This is a genomic window from Microlunatus ginsengisoli (assembly GCF_039537205.1).
Lineage (GTDB): Bacteria > Actinomycetota > Actinomycetes > Propionibacteriales > Propionibacteriaceae > Microlunatus > Microlunatus ginsengisoli.
In genome coordinates this window covers 1-16,152 of record NZ_BAABAB010000024.1, presented here as the reverse complement: position 1 = coordinate 16,152, position 16,152 = coordinate 1, and the positions used below count along the sequence as shown (strand labels likewise).

Annotated in this window: 17 protein-coding genes; 9 read left to right on the top strand and 8 right to left on the bottom strand. The window is 66.8% G+C overall.

The genetic code is table 11. The features are described 5' to 3' along the window. Nucleotides 1–412: 412 nt before the first annotated feature. The 3 genes from ABD747_RS17210 (at nucleotide 413) to ABD747_RS17200 (ending at nucleotide 4,134) form a co-directional block, all read left to right on the top strand. Nucleotides 413–1,738, top strand: coding sequence for an alpha/beta hydrolase fold domain-containing protein (locus ABD747_RS17210; protein WP_344806813.1), 1,326 nt, complete (start codon nucleotides 413–415; stop codon nucleotides 1,736–1,738). Nucleotides 1,739–2,419: 681 nt separating this feature from the next. Further along, the gene (locus ABD747_RS17205; RefSeq protein ID WP_344806811.1) at nucleotides 2,420–2,959 is read left to right on the top strand and encodes an SRPBCC family protein; all 540 of its coding nucleotides are present in this window, start codon (nucleotides 2,420–2,422) and stop codon (nucleotides 2,957–2,959) included. After that, the gene (locus ABD747_RS17200) at nucleotides 2,956–4,134 is read left to right on the top strand and encodes a zinc-dependent alcohol dehydrogenase (RefSeq protein WP_344806809.1); all 1,179 of its coding nucleotides are present in this window, start codon (nucleotides 2,956–2,958) and stop codon (nucleotides 4,132–4,134) included. Before ABD747_RS17205 ends, ABD747_RS17200 begins: the two co-directional genes overlap by 4 nt. A gap of 361 nt (nucleotides 4,135–4,495) precedes the next feature. Here the strand turns inward: ABD747_RS17200 and ABD747_RS17195 are convergent, their stop codons facing one another. Both ABD747_RS17195 and ABD747_RS17190 read right to left on the bottom strand, forming a co-directional pair. Next, the gene (locus ABD747_RS17195) at nucleotides 4,496–4,699 is read right to left on the bottom strand and encodes a hypothetical protein (RefSeq protein WP_344806807.1); all 204 of its coding nucleotides are present in this window, start codon (nucleotides 4,697–4,699) and stop codon (nucleotides 4,496–4,498) included. Nucleotides 4,700–5,301: 602 nt separating this feature from the next. After that, entirely contained in the window at nucleotides 5,302–6,267 is a 966-nt protein-coding gene (locus ABD747_RS17190) for an RICIN domain-containing protein (protein WP_344806805.1), read from the bottom strand. Between the two features lie 78 nt (nucleotides 6,268–6,345). Here ABD747_RS17190 and ABD747_RS17185 point away from each other — a divergent pair, with 78 nt between their 5' ends. The 5 genes from ABD747_RS17185 to ABD747_RS17170 all read left to right on the top strand — a co-directional run bounded on the left by ABD747_RS17185 (nucleotide 6,346) and on the right by ABD747_RS17170 (nucleotide 9,033). Next, nucleotides 6,346–6,732, top strand: coding sequence for a MerR family transcriptional regulator (locus ABD747_RS17185; RefSeq protein ID WP_344806803.1), 387 nt, complete (start codon nucleotides 6,346–6,348; stop codon nucleotides 6,730–6,732). A 116-nt stretch (nucleotides 6,733–6,848) separates the two neighbouring features. Continuing rightward, a complete protein-coding gene (locus tag ABD747_RS17180) occupies nucleotides 6,849–6,998 on the top strand; it encodes a hypothetical protein (protein WP_344806801.1) in 150 nt (49 codons plus the stop codon). Nucleotides 6,999–7,002: 4 nt separating this feature from the next. Then, on the top strand, nucleotides 7,003–7,230 hold the full coding sequence (locus ABD747_RS17175; RefSeq protein ID WP_344806799.1) for a hypothetical protein: 228 nt from the start codon (nucleotides 7,003–7,005) through the stop codon (nucleotides 7,228–7,230). Next, complete coding sequence (locus ABD747_RS26745; protein ID WP_425562554.1) at nucleotides 7,230–7,862, top strand: amidohydrolase family protein; 633 nt, start codon at nucleotides 7,230–7,232, stop codon at nucleotides 7,860–7,862. The genes ABD747_RS17175 and ABD747_RS26745 overlap by 1 nt, the downstream gene beginning before the upstream one ends. A gap of 340 nt (nucleotides 7,863–8,202) precedes the next feature. Beyond that, nucleotides 8,203–9,033, top strand: a complete 831-nt coding sequence (locus ABD747_RS17170) for a DUF1254 domain-containing protein (RefSeq protein ID WP_344806797.1) — start codon at nucleotides 8,203–8,205, stop codon at nucleotides 9,031–9,033. Nucleotides 9,034–9,422: 389 nt separating this feature from the next. On the opposite strand, the gene ABD747_RS17165 is transcribed toward ABD747_RS17170, so the two are convergent. Genes ABD747_RS17165 through ABD747_RS17145 form a run of 5 tightly spaced genes read right to left on the bottom strand, consistent with a single transcriptional unit; the run spans nucleotide 9,423 to nucleotide 14,106 of the window. After that, nucleotides 9,423–10,562 carry an NAD(P)/FAD-dependent oxidoreductase gene (locus ABD747_RS17165; RefSeq protein ID WP_344806815.1) on the bottom strand — a complete coding sequence of 380 codons (1,140 nt, stop codon included), beginning with the start codon at nucleotides 10,560–10,562 and terminating at the stop codon, nucleotides 9,423–9,425. A gap of 22 nt (nucleotides 10,563–10,584) precedes the next feature. After that, entirely contained in the window at nucleotides 10,585–11,646 is a 1,062-nt protein-coding gene (locus tag ABD747_RS17160) for a Gfo/Idh/MocA family protein (RefSeq protein WP_344806795.1), read from the bottom strand. Further along, the gene (locus tag ABD747_RS17155; protein ID WP_344806793.1) at nucleotides 11,643–12,434 is read right to left on the bottom strand and encodes an amino acid ABC transporter ATP-binding protein; all 792 of its coding nucleotides are present in this window, start codon (nucleotides 12,432–12,434) and stop codon (nucleotides 11,643–11,645) included. Before ABD747_RS17155 ends, ABD747_RS17160 begins: the two co-directional genes overlap by 4 nt. Then, nucleotides 12,431–13,216, bottom strand: a complete 786-nt coding sequence (locus ABD747_RS17150) for an amino acid ABC transporter permease (RefSeq protein WP_344806791.1) — start codon at nucleotides 13,214–13,216, stop codon at nucleotides 12,431–12,433. Before ABD747_RS17150 ends, ABD747_RS17155 begins: the two co-directional genes overlap by 4 nt. A gap of 32 nt (nucleotides 13,217–13,248) precedes the next feature. Then, nucleotides 13,249–14,106 (bottom strand): ABC transporter substrate-binding protein, encoded by an 858-nt coding sequence (locus ABD747_RS17145; protein WP_344806789.1) that lies wholly within the window; start codon nucleotides 14,104–14,106, stop codon nucleotides 13,249–13,251. Between the two features lie 137 nt (nucleotides 14,107–14,243). Here ABD747_RS17145 and ABD747_RS17140 point away from each other — a divergent pair, with 137 nt between their 5' ends. Beyond that, nucleotides 14,244–15,389 carry a LacI family DNA-binding transcriptional regulator gene (locus ABD747_RS17140; RefSeq protein WP_344806787.1) on the top strand — a complete coding sequence of 382 codons (1,146 nt, stop codon included), beginning with the start codon at nucleotides 14,244–14,246 and terminating at the stop codon, nucleotides 15,387–15,389. Nucleotides 15,390–15,905: 516 nt separating this feature from the next. Here the strand turns inward: ABD747_RS17140 and ABD747_RS17135 are convergent. Beyond that, on the bottom strand, nucleotides 15,906–16,152 hold a 247-nt coding region (locus ABD747_RS17135; RefSeq protein WP_344806785.1), incomplete at its 5' end, for a hypothetical protein.

Below are 16,152 nucleotides of genomic sequence, written 5' to 3'. Positions count from 1 at the left end.
CCGAACAGATCATCCAAAAGGTGTCCAGAGGCCGCAACACCCTCCACCAGATCAAATCGTCGACGGACCACTAGCGGCAGGCGGCAAGGGCTTCTCGGGGTCCGGGGCGGTCGCGGTTCGTTCCGGTGAGGCCTTGATGGATGTAGACCCGCTTCTCGTCGCCACCAAGTCTGTGAGGCCAGCGCGTTGGGATGCCAGGTCCTGAATGGTGGTGGCGGCTCTTCCCGAGCCGATCAGGAGCTGAGCCACGATATCCATTCGCACCAGGGCCCATTCCCGTGCTGGTCTTGCGACAATCCGTCTGAGGCTACGGTTGGTGCTCTTTTGCTCAGCGTCCCGTTGTCGGTGGACCAATCGTGTTCTCCTCATGTCTCGGGTGAACCGTTTGTTCGAGGGCGAGAAGGGTGGACGGATGAGATCCGCGATTCGACCAGCTGCACCTATTCCCATGAGCATCAGTCAGGCTGCTCGCGCCTACCTCGAGCGCCCGTCGATTGATCCGCCGACCTACCCGGCCGTCGAGGACTTCGCCGCGTGGATGGCGATGATCGAGCAGCGGGACGGCTCGATCGCGAAGCGTTTCACTGACGACGGCTTGGCCGTTACCACCGAGAGGCAGGAGGTGGCCGGGGTCGACACCTACGTACTGCGCGCGGAGGGTGTCTCCGACTCTGACACCACACCGATCTATCTCGACTTGCATGGCGGTGGCCTGATCTTCGGCGCCGGCGACCTCACCCGGGTGTGGGGCAGCATGACCGCATCGCGCCACCGAATGCTCGTCTGGTGCCCGGACTACCGGATGCCGCCACGGCACCCTTATCCGGCCGCCGTCGACGACAGCCTCGCGGTATACCGTGCGCTGCTGAAGGTACGCGACCCAGCCCACGTCGTCGTCGGCGGGGCCTCGGCGGGTGGCAACTTGGCTGCGGCGCTGCTGCTCCGTGCTCGGGACGAAGGACTGCCGATGCCCGCCGCGCTGGTTTTGCCCACCCCGATGGTCGACCTGACCGAGTCCGGCGACACTTTCCACACCCTGGAGGGTGTGCACGACCTGCGTGGTCAGATGCCGGTGAATCTGCTCTATGCCAACGGCCACGATCTCACCGAGCCCTACCTGTCGCCCGTGTTCGCCGACCTGAGTGACTTTCCGCCCACCTTCTTGTCCTCGGGCACCCGCGACTTGTTGTTGTCCAACACGGTGCGGATGCACCGCAAGCTGCTGGCCGCCGGCGTGGAGACCGAGCTCCACGTCTTCGAGGCCATGCCGCATGGCGGGTTCAGCGGCAGCACGCCGGAGGATGCCGAACTGGACGCAGCCATGAACACCTTCCTCGCCAAGCACCTTCGTCAAATCCATCCCGCGCCTGTCGGAGCCATCGACGCCAACAAGTCGATCGCCTACCGGTACTTCGACCGGCGATGGAACCATCGCGACTCCGGCATCATCGACGAACTGCTCGGCGAGGGGATGGACATCGCCATGGAGAAGGCCCATTTCGATGCCACCCACGCGGCATTCGGCGACCTGCACGTCACCGTCGACGACCTGATCGCGGAGAACGATCAGGTCGTCGTCCGCTGGACAGTGGCGGCACGGTTCAGGAGCGAGGCGATGGGACCAAGGCCCTCGCAGGCACCGATCACATTCCGGGGGCTGGCCAGGCTTCGCATCATCGACGGCCGGATCGTCGCCTTTGAAGGATTCTCCGACCTCGCTGAACTGGGAGGGTCATAGGTCGGCGACGCGCACCATAAGGTCGCCACCGTCAACGTTCCCAGAGCGAGTCCATCGATACGGTCGGTCAGTCTCGTCACTGGCGGGGAACGCAACGGGATCATTCATCATGCCTGAGAACACGGCGAAACGTCCTCGGGCCCGAGCGCGCTCGGCCCGACCGTGCGTGTGTGACGGCGATACGGGTGGGGCCACCCCGTGGGGCTGTGGCCGCGTGCCGTAGCGACCGTGCGACCACGGGCCACGGCCCAGGCAAACCGTTTCACCGACGCCCGGTCCACGTGTCAGGCATGCTCGTTCCCCTGCAGATGCTGCGCCTGGTTCCCCTCAGGCCTCCGCGTTAAGCAGCCAGCCGCGAGATCGGCCCTCCGGCTTGGCAGGTCCGGTACGGCCCCGGCCATCCGGGAGGTCGATCCAAGCTGCGGCGTACGGAGGGGACCGACGGCCTCGGCGAGCGGTAGGTCGCAGGCCCTCCCTCGCCGGTCGGCTCGACCGCAAATGACATGCCGTGATCCCGAGTCGGCCCGCGCCCTTGGCGTTGTTAACGCTCGTCGGAGGCCCATATCGGGCCTTCGACGAGGTTGCGACTGCTTGGTCTCGGTGCCGCATGAAGGCGTTTCGGTGCTTGATCGCGGGGTAGGTGACGGCCTGGCCGCACGACACGACTGCGAGGAGGCCACGATGGACTTAACAGCGTCAACAACCATCCGGAAACCGGTGTCGGAGGTCTTTGCGTTCTGGCGCCGACTCGAGAATCTGCCGACCTTCATGGCGCATCTGGACGAGGTGCGTCGGTTGGACGACGGCGGGAGTCATTGGCGCGCTTCGGCACCGTTCGGCCGCTCGGTGGAGTGGGACGCTGAGATCACCGACGATGTGCCGGACGACAAGCTCGGCTGGCGCTCCGACGAGAAGGCCGACGTGCCGAACGCCGGCACCGTGTTGTTTCGGCCGGCGCCGGACGGTGTCAGCACCGAGGTGCACGTGGTGATGGCATACGACCTGCCCGCCGGTGCGCTGGGCAAAGCGGTCGCCAAGTATTTCGGCGAGGAACCGCACCAGCAGCTCGACGACGACCTGCGCCGGCTGAAGCAGGTCCTGGAGACCGGTGAGGTGGTCCGCTCCGACGGCGCACCGTGGGGCAAGCAGGCCCGTAAAGAGTTCCCGCAGCGTCCGGCGCAGCCGCTCCCCGCGGGGGAACGAGCGGAGGTGATGGCATGAGGGCGAACACCTGGGCCGGACCTAACAAGGTCGAGGTCCGCGACGTACCCGATCCCGGCATCCTGAACAGCCGCGACGCGATCATCCGGATCACCTCGACCGCGATCTGCGGCTCGGACCTGCACCTGCTCGACGGGTACGTGCCGACGATGCAGGACGGCGACGTGATGGGTCACGAGTTCATGGGCGAGGTCGTCGAGGTCGGGCCGGGTGTCGACCCGGACCGGCTGAAGATCGGCGACCGGGTCGTGGTGCCGTTCCCCATCGCGTGCGGGGCTTGCGCGGCGTGCGCGGCCGAGTTGTACTCCTGCTGCGAGAACAGCAACCCGAACGCCGGGATCGCCGAGAAGATGTTCGGTCACCCGGTGGCCGGGATCTTCGGCTATTCCCATCTCACCGGCGGTTTCGCCGGCGGTCAGGCCGAATATGCGCGGGTTCCGTTCGCCGACGTCGGGCCGTTGAAGATCGAGTCCGACCTGAGCGACGAGCAGGTGCTGTTCTTGTCCGACATCCTGCCCACCGGCTACATGGCCGCCGAGATGTGCGATATCCAGTCCAGCGATGTCGTCGCCGTCTGGGGGGCAGGCCCGGTGGGACAGTTCGCCATGGACAGCGCCCGCCTGCTCGGCGCGGCGGCGGTGATCGCGATCGACAAGGAGCCGTACCGGCTGGCCATGGCCGAGCAGGCCGGGTACATGACGATCAATTTCGACGAGGTCGATGTGCGATCGCGGCTGGCGGAGTTGACCGGCGGACGCGGACCGGACAAGTGCATCGACGCGGTCGGGATGGAGGCCAGCCACGGTGCGGCTCATATCCACGCGTACGACCGGATCAAGCAGGCGATCCGGGCAGAGACCGAACGCCCGCACGCCCTGCGCCAGGCGATCCTGGCGTGCCGCAGCGGCGGTGTGGTATCGGTCATCGGGGTGTACGGCGGCTTCCTGGACAAGTTCCCGGCAGGGGCGTGGATGAACCGCTCACTCACCCTGCGCACCGGGCAATGCCACGTTCAGCGGTACATGCGTCCCCTGCTGGAACGCATCGAGCGGGGCGAAATCGACCCGACCCGGGTCATCACTCACCGGCTGCCGCTCGACGAGGCTCCGCACGGCTACGACATCTTCAAGAACAAGAAGGATAACTGCGAGAAGATCGTCCTCACCCCGCGCTGAGTGATCAACCACAGAAACATCGCACGCGTGTCTTTTGGACGACTGCTCTCGATCCGGTGGGTGTTGCTGTCTTTGGCTGCCGGTCTGGCGGCCGGGGCGGTGGCCGTGGTGTTGGCGTTCCGGAGCTCAGTGCCGTTCTCTGCGGGATCGTCGCGGCCCGACTGGTCTTGTTCGGGTGTGGCGGATCAGCTGCAAGACCGCACAAACCGAGCAGCTGGCCGAGGGGGAAAGACAGGTCGCCGTCCGGCTCGGGGTGAAGTTGGCGGCGACGTTAACGCGTAAGCGGCGGGGTATGCCTTGGCCATCTCAGGAGAGGAGATCGTGCGTCGCGGTAGCCGATACGGTGATCCGGGCCCTCGCGTCAGCGTCGTTGAGATCGTCTGAAGCTTCGCACGACGGCTTGTTGCGTGGTTTGGCTGAGCACTCCGGCGAACGGTGTGTGGGCTCGCAGTTCGGTGGACCATGGGTCTTGGCTGACGAAGGTTCTGGCGATCTCCTCGACTCCGTCCAGCACCTTCTGCCAGCCGTCGATGTAGACGGCGATCCGTGGTTGCCGGGCGCGCATCGTGGCCAGGTTCTGCCGTGCCTTGGCGATGGTTCCCTCGGGTCTTCGACGAGCTCGCCGAGGATGGCGGCGTGCAGCCATAATGATCGGGCCCTGTCTTCGGAGAGCGGTCTGCTCAGCAGGGATTCGATGGCCTGACGTGGAACGCGGCGATGAGTGCCGATCTTGATGTGGTGAGATGCCGAGTACCTCGGCGACCTCACCTGTCCTCAGCATCGCTGACTGCACAGTTCCCAGATGCCTCAGAGGTTGAGCGGACAACGATTGATCTCCGAGAGTGGACCTGTCGATTGGCGCCGGCAGCTGCCCCGGTCATCGCCGCTCGGCGGCGAGTCCGGGCGGATCATTGTCGTGACCCCGATGGACCTCTGGTGTGGCAGCGTCGGTGCGTGGCAGCGTCGGTGTTCTGTCGGCAACCATGAAGGCGGGTTCGGCTGCACCCGTGCACAATCCTCTCCTTTCGGTTTTCCGGAATGCCTCGGTGCAAGGGGTCGCGGGCCCAAGCGGGGGCATGGTCGTCGGCGAGCCGCCACCCAGCCTGCCGGGCGGCAGGCTGGGTGCGGTCGGCGGCGCGTTGATCGGACGCTCAGCGTGGTGGTGGTTCAGCGGAAGCTCCACTGCTGCCACCATTTGGTGGAGTCGCCGCAGGCCCATTGGACGACGTCGCCGGAGCCGGTCTTGTCGAGGCATTTGCCGCTGTAGCGGTTGACGAGTTGGTAGTAGCCGCCGATGCGGGCGAGGCGCCAGTGTTGGTTGTAGCTGGTCTGGGGCGTGGGGTCCATGCATGTGCCTTGGATGACGTCGGCGCCGTTGTAGGTGCCGCGGTAGGCCACGTCGAGGCACATGTCGGTGTGCAGCACCCGCACCCGGTACCAGCCGTTCGGTGTGTCGTTGGTGGTGAGCGGCTCGAGGTGCCACAGCTGGTTGTCTGCGCCGACGCAGCGCCAGACGCCGACGTTGGCGGCGTGTGCCGGGGAGGCGCCCCACACGTCGAGACATTCCCCGGTCTGGTGGTTCACGACCTGGTAGTAGTCGTCGGGGACGACCACGGCCTGGGCCTGCGGTCCGACCGCGAGGAGCAGCATGATCGCGGCGATGGTCGTCAGCAGAGCCCGCGCCGCTGTCCTCGTTCGACGGTGGTCGCCAGGTTCTGCCTGGACAGGCGTGGTCGAACTCGGGTCGGCTGCACTGGTGATGAGCATGTTGCGGTCGATCAGGTCGTCCGCGACGGTGGCGGCAGGCGTGTGCTGGTCGGGCAGCCGTGCGAATTCGTCGAGCAGGATCTTCGCCTGCGGATCATCTTCGACTGTGGTCGCCCACCACAGCTGGTCGTCGACGGTGCTGAGCCGGATGTGGAAGAACGGGCAACAGGCTTGTTCTCGGGCGGCCAGGCTCCGCACCTGTGCTTCGTCGACGGCGTCGGCGCGGAACCGGAAGCGGACCATCCGCTCGGTCCGATCGCGCCCGCACAGTGCTGTGGCGAATAGGTGTTGGTATTCGGCGGCCCGGTCTTTCGGTGTGTCGGGCGCGGTGCTCATGTCACACGTCAGGTGGGACTTCTGGTTCATGCTGACTCCTTCGGTGAGGGTTCCCGGATGGGCTGACCTCACCGTAAACTCTGGAGTATGCTCCAGAGTCAAGAGAATATGGTGAAGATCGGTGAGATTGCTGCCCGGGCCGGGGTGAGCGTGGACACGGTCCGCTACTACGAGCAGCGGGGCATTCTTCCGCCGCCGGTTCGGCTGCCGTCCGGTTATCGCACCTACGCACCGTCGAGTGTGAACCGGATCGTGCTGGCTCGCCGGCTCCGCGCGGTCGGGATGAGCATCGACGAAATCGTTGCCGCGTTGGCCGCGCATGACGGGGGCGGCACATGCGGCTCCGAGGTGTGGCGGCTGGAGGCCGTCCGCGAGCGGATCGACACCCAGATCGCGCAACTGAGCAAGCTCCGAGACTTCCTCACGCCGATGATCAGTGCCTGCACAGACGGTTGCTGCGAACTCTCCCCGATCATCTCGCCCTCGGAGCGATGAGAACGAGCGCCCGTCAACAGCCGCTGAAATTGACCCCGTTTGGCTGCCCCAGGCGAAGCCATCGGCACTCGTGTGAGGAGTCAGGTCTTGTGGGTGTGGGCTGACAGGCTGGCCGGGTGAGCGTGGATGTGACAGTGCAACGGTCCGTCGCCGCGATCATGCAGGCGTTGCAGAACGCGTCGGTCGACGGGGCGGAAGCGTTCGCCGGCGAGTACCGGGCCTGCGTTGCAGCGGGCCACATCCACCCTCGACCTCTTCGAGTCTGAACGGATGCTCGACCGCTGGTGGGGGATCGCGCATCTGCGGTTGAACCCGCCGACCGAGGAGGAGCGCGACCTGGTGCACCGGCTGCATGCCGGTGGGGATGTCGGCTGGCCTCACCGCAGGAGCGGCACACCGATCGAGGTCCTCAAGAAGCTGATGGGTCACGAGAGATTGACTCCACTCAGGCCCACTGCGTGGTCACCGCCAAACGAAAGCGGGCGGCGGTACGGCTGATGGCCCCGCTCCGACTGAACCGTGACGGTGTCCGCACCCGTCCCGGGGTCGACGACCTGGTGGACAGTGAGCGTGCGCGGGAGTCGATCCGAGCATTGTCGGTCCCATTCGGAGTCCGCGTCGAGCCGTCGAACGTCCGATCCCACGGGCGCAGCGGTGAAGGGCTGCGCCGTGCGATCGGCGACACGCGCAGCCACTGGTCGTTCCGCGGCCGCAGCCTGCTCGACGCCGGCCTGCCGTTGGCGTTGAGCTCCGACCGGCCAGTGGCGCCCGGGCCGCCGCTGGCCGGCATCCAAGCCTTTGTCCAACGGCTCACCGAGGAGGCACGCCCCTACGGACCCAACGAGCGGATCACCCCGACCCAAGCCGTCACCGCCGCCACCACCGGCTCCGCCCGCGTCACCGGGCAGCACGACCGCAAAGGCCGCCTGATCCCCGGTCAGCTCGCCGACCTGGTCGTCCTGAAGCCCACCCCGCCGAGGTCGACCCGGCCGACATCCACGCCATCCCCCTGCTCGCCACCGCCGTCGGCGGCACCTTCACCCACCGCTCCCACGACATCTAGCCACCACCCACCGCTCATCGGCCGCTGCTGCGACGCCAAACTCCAGGGACGCTGTCATGACCGTTGAGACCAAGCCATCTACACCGGCACAGACCAAGCCCCGGCCCCAGCCGCCACCCGCCGCGGCGAGACTCTAGCGCTGTTCATGGACAACCTCCCGGCATCCGAACATCCACAGCTTCGTGACACGGAGCTGTGGGCAGAGCTTCCTCCCGATCCGCGCGGCCGCCGGCGCCCGAATCTGCGCGTGGTGACCTGATCGTGCTGGCTGAGTCAGTCAACCTAGGTTGGCTCCACGTGACGGAGAAGTCTGGGCGCCATCCGTGGTTCAGGTCTGTGGGTCCTCGGGGTCTGACCTGTCGAGGCTCGGCTCCTCTGGGAGGAGTCGGCTGGTTAGGATCCTGGGCGTGACGCGGGTCAAAGTGAATGTCGACAACTTCGTGCGCGCGGAGACCGATCGCATGTTTGCCGGGATCCAGTTCGATGCGGGCGGGGTGAATACGTTCGCGCACAACCGAACCCCGGCACCGATCGATAAGCAGACCGTCATCCGGTTGAACCGAGACACGCTGTATAGCTTCGCCGTCACCGACATCTCGGCCGGAGCCACGCTCACCGTCCCGGAGACCGACGGTCGCTATCTGTCGGTGATGATCGTCAACCGCGACCACTTCATCAACAAGGTCTTCCACGATCCCGGCACCTACGAGCTCACGGCCGAGGAGTTCGACGCCGACTACGTGCTGGTCGCCGCCCGGACACTGGTTGACCCACGCGATCCCGATGACGTGGCCAAGGTGGCGGCGATCCAGGACAGGCTCGGCCTGACGGCCCGATCGGCGCGCACGTTCGAGATGCCCGAGTACGATCCGGCCAGCTTCGACCGCACCCGCGGCGCCCTGCTCGCCCTGGCCCACGACATGGACAACTTCGCCCGCAGCTTCGGCCGCCGTGGCGAGGTCGACCCGGTTCGTCACCTGATCGGTACCGCTGCGGGCTGGGGAGGACTGCCCGACACTGAGGCCACCTATGTCGGGGTGGCACCCGATCTGCCGGTCGGGGAGTACGAGCTGCGTATCGCCGACGACGTGCCGGTAGACGGCTTCTGGTCGATCTCGGTTTACAACGCGGCCGGCTACTTCGAGCCCAACACCGCCGACGCTTACACGATTAACAGCATCGCAGCCGCTCGTGAAGACGACGGCAGCGTCGTCGTGCGTTTCGGGGGGGGACGGTGACCCCGCCCGCAACTCCATCCCGTTGCCCGAGGGATGGAACTACCTCGTTCGGCTATATCGGCCCCGCCCCAAAGTGCTCAACGGAACGTGGTCCTTCCCGACCGTTGGCCTCACCGTGGCGGCACAGTAGCCGACAACCAGCCCCGCTGACCGTCGGGGATGGCGCCTGCGAGGCAGATTCAATCGGGCAGATTGCTGGTACAGCCCCGATGTGGGGCAGGGGATGCTCGTCTCGGAGGGGCCAGCTGAATGGCGTGCTGGTCCGGTGGGACCGGCCCTTCGGCGGACAGGTCTGACCTTGTAGCGATCATGGTGGCTGTCGCCGCAGGGTCCCGGGCAGGATTGGGGTATCGCCGGTTTCCCGTTATCCGGCGATACCCGCAGGTTTCCTACCTGAACCGGCGGACGTTGAAGTCGGCGAGCATGGGGTGGGGGCCGCGCAGCACCTCGTGTGTCAGCAGCTCTCCGGTGATCAGGGCGAGGGTGGCTCCGCTGTGGGTGAAGGCGAGGTACAGCCCGTCGACCTCGTCGACCCGGCCGAGGACGGGCTCGCCGTCTCCGGGGATCGGTTTCGGTCCGGCGGCGTGCCAGTCGGCCTCCAGGTTCGGGTTCCCGGCCAGCAGTTTCGACGCCTCCGCGAGCAGCGCCTCAATCACGGCCTGGTCGACGTCGTAGCCGCCGTCGTCGGAGCGGATGATGCTGGCCGTGGTCCAGTCGGAGTCGACGGCGAGGGCGCCGTCCGGGGTGGGCCGCACGGAGGCCCGGGGGGTGTTCAGCACGGCCTTCAGCCGGTGCTGGATGGGCTTGGTCGTGACCAGCAGGGAGATCGGGGTGGCGTCGGGGATGATCACTCCGAGCTTGGCGGCCATGGCTGGCACGGCAGGCCCGGTGGCTAGCACGACTGCATCGACGTCGAAGACTTCTCCGTGTTCGGTGCGGACGCGGGTTACCGAGCCGTCGCTGATCTCGATGGAGGCCGGGCCGGCGTTGGTGACCAGCTGACCGCCGTTTTCGAGGAAGTCTTTGATCAAGACTTGGCTGAGGCTGGGCAGGTCGACCCATCCTTCACCGGGGTTCCAGATCGCGCCAGCTGGCGGGGCGGCGGCCGGGTCGACGCCGGGCACCGTGTTGGCGATCTGCTCACGGGTGACAAGGTGGCTGTCGTAGCCCTGCGAGCGTTCGTGCTCGTGGTGTCGCCGGAGCTGGTCGTCCTGGTCTTCGGGTTGCCAGGCCAGGCCGCCGTCGAAGCGGAGCCAGTCGGCGTCGGGGTGCTGGGCGAACAGGGTGCGGTATCGGTCGATGCCGGCCATCCGGAGCCGGTGGTAGGCCTCGCCGCGCACTCCGGCCGAGTTGAGCCAGGACAGTGATCGGCCGGAGGCGTTGCTGGTCGGCTCCCGGTCGGTGACGAGCACGACCGTGGCGCCGGCGCGGGCCAGCTGCTGGGCGGTGGAGACGCCGAGGATTCCGCCGCCGACGACGGCAATCTTGTTCGGCGAGGCGTTGGTCATGAAACTGGTGAACCTTTCCAGAGTTGGAGTTTGGCGCAGCTGGTCAGCCGCGCCGGGTGATCGGGGTGGTGGCGTAGATCTGGTCGATGCACTCGATGACGGTCAGCGCCTCGGTGGGGTCGACCGGCGGTGGTGCGCCGTGGAGCAGGGCCTGCGCCAGGGTGGAGTAGAAGGCGCCGTAGCGGCCGGGCTCGGTCGGGACGACGCCGGACTGCTCGCGCAGACCTATCCGGCCCCACCGGTCCTTGGGCTCACGGCCGTAGTCGTCGGCGTGCGGTGACATGCCTTGGCCGAGTTGGGATTCCTGGATGTCGAGGCCCCACTTGACGTAGCCGGCGCGGGACCCGGTGACGGTGAACCGGGGCCGCTCCAGTGGGGCGAGTGAGCTCATCGCCAGGTGGCTGCGGACCCCGCTGGCGTGATCGAGGGAGACGAAGGCTTCGTCGTCGCCACCGTCGCCGGGCCGGTAGCGGGTCAGCTCGGCGTGCACCGTGGTCGCGGGCCCGAACAGCTGGAAGGCCTGGTCCAGCAGGTGCGGTCCGAGGTCGAACAGCATGCCGCCGCCGGTCTGTGGTCCGGCCTGTGCCTTCCAGGCCTTGGGCTCGTCGGGTTTCCACCACTCGAACCGGGACTCCATGGACCGGATCTCGCCGAGGGAACCGTCGCCGACCAGCCCCTGCACAGTCGCGAAGTCGCCGTCGTAGCGCCGGTTCTGGAAGACCGTCAACAGCGTCTGGTGCTGCTGGGCTTCCTTGATCAGCTCCCGGCCCTGGTCGGGCCGGACGACGAACGGCTTGTCGACCACCGCCGCCAGCCCGTGCTGGATCGCCGCCCGGGCCAGATCCCGGTGGCTGTCCGGTGGGGTGGAAATCACCACCAGGTCAACTCGGTCGGGATAGTCGAACAACGCGTCGGGTGTGGACTCCAGCGCGGCGTCTGGACAGGCCAGGGCGGCCAGTCGCTGACGTTCCGGGTTTGCGGTGACGACCACGTCGACCGAGAACCGTGGATCCGCGGCCAGCAAGGGGGCGTGGAACACCCGTCCGCCGGTGCCGAACCCGATGATCGCGGTACGGATGGGAGTCTGGTCTGTCGGAGGCGTCACAGGACCTCCGAGAGGAATCGTTGCAGCCGGGCGCTTTGTGGCTGGTCGAAGATGGCTTCTGGGGTTCCGGCTTCGACCACCTCGCCTTCGTCCATGAAGATCACCTGGTCGGCGGCCTTGCGAGCGAAGCCCATCTCGTGGGTGACCACGACCATGGTCATGCCGCGTCGGCCGAGTCCGGCCATCAGGTTCAGCACGCCCTTGACGAGCTCCGGGTCGAGCGCGCTGGTCGCCTCGTCGAACAACATCACCTCCGGCTCCATGGCCAGGGCCCGGGCGATCGCCACCCGCTGCTGCTGCCCGCCGGACAGATCCCGCGGACGATGGTCGGCTCGTTCGGACAGCCCGACCTCAGTCAGGGCCTGCTCGGCTCGGGCCCGAGCCGCCGATCGGGACATGCCCTTGACCTTCCACAGTGCCAGGGCGACGTTGTCCAGCGCGGTGTGGTCGGGAAAGAGGTTGAAGTGCTGGAAGACCAGGCCGATGCGCTGCCGCAGGGTTTCCGGACGTACGGCCGAGGTCTTTTCGCCGGCCAGTAGCACCTCGCCGCCCTTGGGCTCGTGCAACCGATTGATCCCGCGTAGCAGCGTTGACTTGCCGGACCCGGACGGGCCGATGACGCAGGTGGTTGTTCCGGGCCGGACGGTGAAGCTGACATTGCGGACGACGTCGAAGCTGCCGTACGCCATCGAGAGCCCGACCAGTTCCAGGCCGGCGCCGTGGAACGTCGGCTCGGTGTCCGCGGTCGCCTGCGATGAGGCTTCGGTGCGGGGGTTGAGTGTGGTCATGTGTTGCTCCCGGTGGTCAGGGGACTATCGGCGGCGACCTCGTCGAGTTCCTTGAGCCCGCTGACTGGAGCAGCCTTGCGGCGGCCGGTGCGGAAGCGGTTGTCGAAGTAGTTGACGAGGTGGGTCAGCGGTACGGTGATGATCAGGTACATCACTCCCGCCACCACGAGGGGTGACAGGTTGCCGGAGAGGATGGCGGCGTCCTGGCCGACCCGGAACAGCTCGCGCTCGCTACTCAGCAGGCCAAGGAAGTAAACGAGGCTGGAGTCCTTGACGATGGCGATGAACTGGTTGACCAACGCGGGCAGCATCCGCCGGACGCCTTGCGGGACCACCACCAGGCGCATCGCCTTGGCGTAGTTCATGCCGAGCGCCCGGCACGCCTCCAGCTGGCCTTTGTCGACGCTTTGGATGCCGGCCCGGAAGATCTCGCCGATGTAGGCGCTGGCGATGAGGCTGAGGGCGATGATGCCGAGCGGGTAGGGCGAGGGCCCGAAGACCGACTGGCTGAGCCGGGCGAAGCCCTGGCCGATCAGCAAGATGGTCAAGATGGCTGGCAGGCCGCGGAACAGGTCGGTGTAGATCCGGGCGGGGATGCGGAGCCAGGGTGAGGTGGAGATCCCCATGATCGCCACGATCATGCCGAGCACGAGGCCGATCAGGGTCGCGGCGACGGAGATGATCAACGTGTTCTTCAGCCCGACCATCAGCATCTGCGGCAGCACCTGGAGCATGGCGTGCGGGTCGAAGAAGGTGCGGAGAATGTCGTTCAGCCAGTCCATGTCAGCTGCTCCTCAGCGCAGGCGAGCGGTGATCAGGACGACGGGGTCGCTATGGCTGATGCATCGTGGTCACCGCCCGGCAGGTACTGCTTGGGCATCGGCGAGCCGGGGAACCACTTCTGGTACAGCTTCTTCCAGGTGCCGTCCTCCATGGCGTCGTTCAGCCCCTTGTCCAGGCCCGCCTTCAACGCCGTGTTGCCCTTCTTGATCGCGAAGCCGGCGGGGGCGTCGAAGGACGGGATGTCAGCGGCGCTGACCAAGCCGTACTGCTTGATGTAGGACTTGGCCGCTTCGTAATCCAGGAAGTGGGCGTCCACACTGCCCCGGGTCACCGCCGAGATGGCGGCGTTGTTGTCCGGGAACCGGACCAGGTTGGCCTGCGGGAAGTTCTTCACCGCGTACGCCTCCTGCAGCGTGCCCTGCACGACGCCAAGCCGCTTGCCCGCCAAAGTGTCGACGCCGGTGATCCCGGACTCCTTGGTGGTGATCACGGTGAGATAGCCGGCCAGGTAGCCGTTACTGAAGTCGACGGTTTGCTTGCGCGCGTCGGTGATGCCGATGGCGGCCACCCCGACGTCGAACTGCCCATTCGAGACGGCGGGCAGGATGGCGGAGAAGTCCTGGCCGGTGAACACGACATCGGTGATGCCGGCTCGCTGGGCGACGTCGCGGAAGAGTTCCACGTCGAAGCCGGTGAACTCACCGTTGGCGTCGGTGAAGGTGTACGGCTTGGCGTCGCCCAGGCTTGCCACGCGGATCTGGCCGGGCGTGATCAGGCCATAGGGGTTGTCGGCGGAGGTCTTCGAGCTGCCGCCGCCACAGGCGGTCAGGCCCAGCACGGCGGCCAGTGCGACCAGCGCGCCCAGAAACTTGAGAAGGGAGCGAGACATCGTTGTGAGATCCAATCCTCGAGCGGTGAGACCGGTCTCAATGCGGTATCGTGAGACCGGTCTCAATCAGGTTTCGCAAAACATTAGGCGACATCGCTCGCGACGTCAACTCGCGTCGGGCGAGAAGGGAAAACGGGATGGCGAAGACGGCGGGTCAGCGCGAGCACACCGTGGCCGACGTGGCCCGGGAGGCCGGGGTATCCAAAGCGCAGGCGGCCCGCGCCCTGGGCGAGTACGGCGCGGTCAGCGACGCCGTCCGGTCCCGGGTCGTGGCGGCAGCGGAGCGGCTGGGCTACCGACCCAACCAGCTGGCCCGCAGCATGAACACCGGCCGTTCGTTGAGCGTCGGGGTGGTCGTCGGCGACATCGAGAACCCCTACTTCGCCTTGGCCACCCGAGGCATCTCCGACGCCGTCGAGGAGCACGGCTTCACCGTGGTGCTCAGCAACACCAGCGAACGGTTGGCGGCCGAACGGACAGCCGTCGAGATGCTGATGGACAAGCGGGTCGACGGGCTCATCGTTGCGCCGTCGACGACCGAAGCCGGCCACCTGGACTCCGTGCTGCAGGCTGGACGTCCGCTGGTGCTGCTCGACCGCGGCGTGCCGGGACTCCCTGTCGACCTCGCCGGATCCGACGTCAGCGCGGCTGCCGTGGAGGCCGCCGAGGAACTGATCGCGCTGGGTCACCGCCGGATCGGTTACATCACCACGTCGCGGAACGACGACAACCGCGCCAGTCCCCAAGAGCCGCTGTCCTCCCCGGTGGCGTCGCGGGTGGCAGCACTGGCCCAGGCCTTCGAGCTGAACGGCCTGCGCTGGGACGAAAGCCTGCTGCGCGACGGGCTGCGCGGCGAGGCATCCATCGCCTCCGCGGTCGATGACCTGGTGCGAGACAAGGCAACCGCACTGATCGCGTCCGACAGCCTGATCGGCCAAGTCGTCATTGCAGCCCTGCAGCAGAAGGGGTTGCGCATCCCCGACGACGTGTCGGTGCTCATGTATGACGACCAGCCGTGGGCCCGCCTCCTCAACCCACCGATCACCGTGATCGCCCAGCCCACCTACGACATCGGCTACACGGCCGGCTCACGCCTGGCGGCGCTGATCCAACGGCGGTCTGGACTCCCACCCCTGTCCCCATTCCCGGGACGACTGATCCGCCGCGCTTCATTCGGTCCCGTCCGGTCAGCGCACACCGGAGCCCCTGATGCTGTGGAACCGCTGGAACCGCCGATGCAACTCGCCACAGATGCTGGCAACAGCACCTGTACGAGGGACTGACGGTCAACTTCGCTGCGCCAAATGATCATGGCAACTACTGCGACCTCGGGCGACAGTTCTATCGCGTGACGGCCGAGCGGCAGCCTTGGTAGCCGCGCACGGTCGCCAGACTCTTGCGATCGACCCGAAGCTCGGAAGTGAACCCCTCCAGGTCAACAGGCCGCCACGACCATGGCCACTCGGCGGCGAATCGCTGGCGGCGAACGGCCAATAGGCGACCGTCGTTCGCGTCGGTCCGCAGGCCTCGTGAGCGTTGCTGCTCCGATCAGCCCTCCAACATCGCCTCGAACACCTGCCATCGGCTCGCAACAGCGAAGCATCGGCCGTCAGGAACGGCGGCGGGGCCGAACCTGGACGGCGCCACAGACCCCACTCTCCACCGCCCGACTGTCGCATCAGAGGCGGGCCACGGCTCGTTGGCTCCGAGCATCGCAGTGGTCTGGCCGCGTCCGGGTTCGTTGGTGGTGTCGACGTGAATGGGCACTGTGGGTGCTTGGGTGTCCTTCGGTTCCGAGGCTATTTCGTGTCGCTCTTGTCGACTGTCAGGCTCAGCAGGCTGGCCCCGAGGTCTTGGAGGCGGTCGAGGATGCTGTGAAGATCGGTTTGATGCTGCACCGTGAGTTGGGTTGATCCTCCGCTGGCGGTGACATCACAGCCCCGAAATGAGTTGGCCAGCGCCGGACCGAACTCGTCTCGCACGACGATGTGTGCGGACCAGCGCGACGGGAGTTGAGTCCCGCATAGTGGTGTAGCCGGGGTGACC